The sequence below is a fragment of the Pantoea sp. CTOTU49201 genome, from assembly GCF_032054795.1.
Classification (GTDB): Bacteria; Pseudomonadota; Gammaproteobacteria; order Enterobacterales; family Enterobacteriaceae; genus Pantoea; species Pantoea symbiotica.
Genome location: NZ_DAMBSA010000174.1, coordinates 4595 through 9227 on the forward strand (window position 1 = coordinate 4595; position 4633 = coordinate 9227).

At 53.6% G+C, this 4633-nt stretch carries 5 protein-coding genes; all 5 read left to right on the forward strand.

Annotation, left to right across the window (positions count from 1 at the left end):
* The coding region (locus RTY00_RS13345) for a CDP-alcohol phosphatidyltransferase family protein (protein ID WP_312664779.1) at positions 1–467 on the forward strand (467 nt) is incomplete at its 5' end.
* Positions 460–1389, forward strand: coding sequence for a phosphatidate cytidylyltransferase (locus RTY00_RS13350; RefSeq protein ID WP_312664780.1), 930 nt, complete (start codon positions 460–462; stop codon positions 1387–1389). The genes RTY00_RS13345 and RTY00_RS13350, both read left to right, overlap by 8 nt.
* 9 nt (positions 1390–1398) lie before the next feature.
* Positions 1399–2031, forward strand: coding sequence for a lysophospholipid acyltransferase family protein (locus RTY00_RS13355; protein ID WP_008103789.1), 633 nt, complete (start codon positions 1399–1401; stop codon positions 2029–2031).
* Positions 2028–3782 carry a bifunctional alpha/beta hydrolase/class I SAM-dependent methyltransferase gene (locus tag RTY00_RS13360; RefSeq protein WP_312664781.1) on the forward strand — a complete coding sequence of 585 codons (1755 nt, stop codon included), beginning with the start codon at positions 2028–2030 and terminating at the stop codon, positions 3780–3782. The genes RTY00_RS13355 and RTY00_RS13360 overlap by 4 nt, the downstream gene beginning before the upstream one ends.
* Before the next feature lies 1 nt (position 3783).
* A partial coding sequence (locus RTY00_RS13365) for a phosphatase PAP2 family protein (RefSeq protein ID WP_312664782.1) occupies positions 3784–4633 on the forward strand: 850 nt, incomplete at its 3' end.

Consider the following 4633-nt stretch of genomic DNA (forward strand, 5'->3'; position numbering starts at 1 on the left):
TGATGCGTTTCCCCGATCCACGCTTTTTTATCACCCTGCCCGTTTTCCTGTTTTTCCGCATGGCGTTAAACGCCATTGATGGCATGTTAGCCAGGGAATTCAATCAGCAATCCACCCTCGGGGCAATCCTCAACGAGGTGGGTGACATTATCTCCGACGCCGCACTCTACCTCGCTTTCGCGTTTGTTACAGGCATCTCTCCCTGGTTGGTTGTGCTGGTGGTGCTACTTTCCTGGCTGAGCGAATTTTGCGGTGTGATGTGCCAGACGCTGAACGGCATCCGTAGCTACCGTGGTCCGTTGGGCAAAAGTGACCGCGCATTAATCTTTGGTGCTCTTGGCCTGACTATTGCGCTGTGGCCGCAGTCTATCGGCTACGCTGACGCACTGTTTGCCATTGCCGCCCTGTTGCTGTGCTGGACCAGCCTGAATCGCTGCCGCAATGCGATGGAGGCAAAAAATGGCTGATTCCAGACACATGCTTTATTACTGCCTGGGCGGTATCTTCGGCGTTCTCATTCTGGCGACGCTGATTATTTTTGTGCTGAGAAAGTGCCGCCCACAACGAAACTGGGTGGAATTGCAGCAGCGCGTTAATAGCTGGTGGGTAATCATCTGCCTGTTCTCGTTAGCAATGCTGTCGCCGAAGTGGCTGGCGCTGACCTTTTTCGGCTTCATCAGCTTCCTGTCGTTAAAAGAGTACCTGACGCTAGCACCCACGCGGCGTTCTGACAGTATGCCGCTGCTGTGGATGTATGCCGCAATCCCGGTGCAATATCTCTGGACCGGCATGGCCTGGTACGGCATGTTCATCATTTTTATCCCGGTTTACGTCTTCCTTTTCCTGCCGGCTCGCATGGTGATTGCCGGTGATACCAAAGGTTTTCTGCACTCTGCATCGGTGATGCACTGGGGCATGATGACCACCGTGTTCGCTCTGAGCCACGTTGCCTACCTGATGACCTTACCCGGTGCCGACGCCAGTGCCGGTGCGCTGCTGGTGTTCTTCCTCGTTGCGCTGACTGAGCTGAATGATATTGCCCAGTATCTGTGGGGAAAATCGCTGGGCAGGATTCGCGTGACGCCCAAAGTTAGCCCGAATAAGACGCTGGCCGGTCTGCTGGGTGGCATCCTTACCACCATGTTGCTGGCAGTGATTCTTGGACCACTGCTGACACCGATGAGTTATCTCCACTCGCTGGGTGCTGGGTTGATTATTGGTGCAAGCGGCTTTTGCGGCGATGTGGTGATGTCGGCGATCAAGCGCGATTTTGGTGTGAAGGATTCCGGCAAATTGCTGCCCGGACACGGTGGCATTTTGGATCGACTCGATTCACTGATCTACACCGCGCCGCTGTTCTTCCACTTCTATTACTACTTCTACGTGTAGGAGGCGCACATGAACCGCATGCTGCGCTGGATCTTTACCCTTTGCATCGCTTATCCGGTGGTGTGGATCTGGCTGGGTGTCGCCGTTGCCAACCGCAAGAAGCTACCGAAAACAGGCCCGGCGATCATTGTGGCGAACCATAACAGCCATCTGGATGTGCTGACGCTGTTCACATTGTTCCCCCTCTCGACGCTGGTGAATGTACAGCCGGTGGCTGCCGCTGATTACTTCCTGAAAAACAAAGTGGTGGGTTGGTTTGCGCTCAAGGTGATTGGCATCATCCCGGTCTATCGCGGGGCGCATCAGGCTAATCCATTGCAGGCCTGCGTCGATGCACTGGCGGAAAAGAAAATTGTGATTATTTTCCCGGAAGGCACGCGCGGCGAGCCGGGGAAACTTTCAGAAATTAAATCTGGCCTGTGGCATCTCAGCCAGCAGTGCCCGGATGTGCCCATCATTCCGGTCTATATGCACGGGCTGGATCGCTCAATGGGTAAAGGTCAGAAAATACCGGTGCCGTTCTTTATCGATATTTATATCGACGATCCGCTGCGTTATCAGGACAACAAGGCCGAATTTAAAAGCGCGTTATTAAATCGTTTTGTCGAATTACAACAGCAAGCCATAAGGAAATCATCATGAGCCAGGAAGCACGTTTATTTCACGAAGGATCTTTTTCAACCAGCGACGGTGAATCTCTCTATTTTCGCCACTGGCCCGCGCAGGATGCGCAGAGCAAAAAAGTGATTGTGCTATTTCATCGCGGGCATGAGCACTCAGGACGTTTGCAGCATGTTGTCGATGAGTTGCTGATGCCGGATGCCCATTTTTACGCCTGGGATGCGCGTGGACACGGACATTCGCCGGGAGAGCGAGGTTACAGCCCAAGCCTGGCTCGCTCAGTGCAGGACGTCGATGAATTTGTTCGCTTTGTCGCTGAACAAGCCAAGGTGAGCATTGAAGACATTGTTGTGATTGCGCAAAGCGTCGGCGCGGTGCTGGTTGCTACTTGGGTGCATGATTACGCGCCTAAAATTCGCGGCATGGTGCTGGCATCTCCAGCGTTTAAGGTGAAGCTGTATGTGCCTTTCGCATGCGCGGGTTTAGGTTTGCTGCAACGTATTCGCGGTCTGTTTTACGTGAACTCTTACGTCAAAGGGAAATTTCTCAGCCACGACCCAGAGCGCATTAGCAGTTTTGAGCAGGATAAACTCATCACCCGTCAGATTGCCGTGAATATTCTGCTGGATCTGTATAAAACGGCGGAGCGGATTGTTTCTGACTCTGCCGCCATCACCGTGCCAACACAGCTGCTGATTTCCGGCGATGATTTTGTGGTGCACATCAAACCGCAGAAAAAATTCTATCAGGGGCTGCGTAGCGCCATTAAAGAGCAGCATATTCTGCCAGGTTTTTATCACGACACGCTGGGAGAAAAGGATCGTCAGCTCGCCTTCGATAAAATGAAGCCGTTTATCGAACAGCTTTACCACGCTGCACCTTACACCTTCGATTACAGCCATGAAGATCAGTGGAGTCCGGGCGCTGATGCGTACCGTGAGTTGCAGGCACCACCTAAGCGCTGCTCACTACAAGGCATGTCCTACGCTTCATTAAGTTTTGGCATGAAAACCATTGGCAGGCTGTCTAAAGGCATGCGTCTGGGATATGAAACCGGCTTTGACTCTGGCAGCACGCTGGATTATGTCTACCGCAATACGGCTGAAGGCACCGGCATTGTTGGTCGCATCATCGACCGGCACTACCTCAACAGCATTGGCTGGCGCGGCATTCGCATGCGCAAAGAAAATATCCAGCAGGTGATTGCGCAGGCCGTAGCAAAACTGCAAGAGCACAACTTGCCGGTTCGCGTAGTCGACATAGCCGCCGGACATGGCCGCTACGTTCTTGATGCGCTGGAGAAACAGCCGGGAATTGAAAGCATCCTGCTGCGCGATTACAGCGATCTGAATGTGGAAAAAGGCCAGGCGATGATTGAAGCGCGTCAATTAGGCCACCTCGCGCAGTTTAAAAAAGGCAATGCCTTTGATTATGACTCGCTCGCCACACTCGTGCCTGCGCCAACGCTGGGCATTGTCTCCGGCCTGTATGAACTGTTCCCGAGCAACCAATTAATCAAAACATCGTTGGCCGGATTGGCAGCAGCCATTCCGCCGGGCGGCGTGCTGGTTTATACCGGGCAACCGTGGCATCCGCAGTTGAAAACCATCGCATGGACCTTAACCAGCCACCAGAACGGTATTCCCTGGCTGATGCGCGTACGCAGCCAGAAAGAGATGGATACGCTGGTCGAAGACGCTGGATTTGAGAAGTGCCACCAGCTGATTGATGAGTTTGGCATCTTTACCGTGTCGCTGGCGGTAAGAAAATAGCATGACTGAATCGTTGCTGACACAACGCCCTTTTAGCCCCTGGAAACAGGGGCTTTACTGGCTGATGTTGCTGGGGCCCCTGTTTTTTCTCAGCTACGGGCAGGTGAATACCTACACCGCGACCCGCGATGATGTGGAAAGCCTGGTGTTTGCCTGGGAACGTTCGATTCCATTTGTTCCCTGGACTATCGTGCCTTACTGGAGCATCGACCTGCTTTACGGTATTTCACTGTTCATCTGCACATCAAGACAAGAGCTGATGCGTCACGGCTATCGCCTGCTTGCCGCATCGCTGGTGGCTTGTGCAGCTTTTTTACTTTTCCCGCTGAAGTTTACCTTCACGCGCCCGGAAACCCAGGGTGCGTTCGGCTGGTTGTTCCGCCAGCTTGAACAGTTTGATTTACCCTATAACCAGGCACCTTCGCTGCACATCATTCTGACCTGGCTGCTCTGGCTGCGCTTTCGCCAGCATCTAAATCGCAATGCGAGAATCGTTGCGGCCAGTTGGTTCCTGCTGATTGCTGTCTCCGTACTGACCACCTGGCAGCACCATTTTATCGATGTGATTAGCGGGATTGTGGTCGCGGTCATCATCAGCTACGTCATTCCGATTAGAGGAGAATGGCGCTGGCAGCGGCCAACTCTGCACGCGCTACGTCTCGCAAGCAAATACGGCCTGGGTGGAATGCTGTTTTTAATGGCTGGCGCCGCGATTCCCTGTGGTTATTTGCTGCTGTGGCCTGCCATGGCGCTGCTGGCAGTGGCTGCGGGCTATGCCGGGTTGGGCGTGACGGTATTCCAGAAAAGCAGTTGCGGTAACTTATCTCTCTCCGCACGCCTGCTGCTTCTGC

Coding starts and splice junctions, on each gene's coding strand:
- RTY00_RS13350 (WP_312664780.1), top strand. CDS start 460: ATGGCTGATTCCAGACACATGCTTTATTACTGCCTGGGCGGTATCTTC.
- RTY00_RS13355 (WP_008103789.1), top strand. CDS start 1,399: ATGAACCGCATGCTGCGCTGGATCTTTACCCTTTGCATCGCTTATCCG.
- RTY00_RS13360 (WP_312664781.1), top strand. CDS start 2,028: ATGAGCCAGGAAGCACGTTTATTTCACGAAGGATCTTTTTCAACCAGC.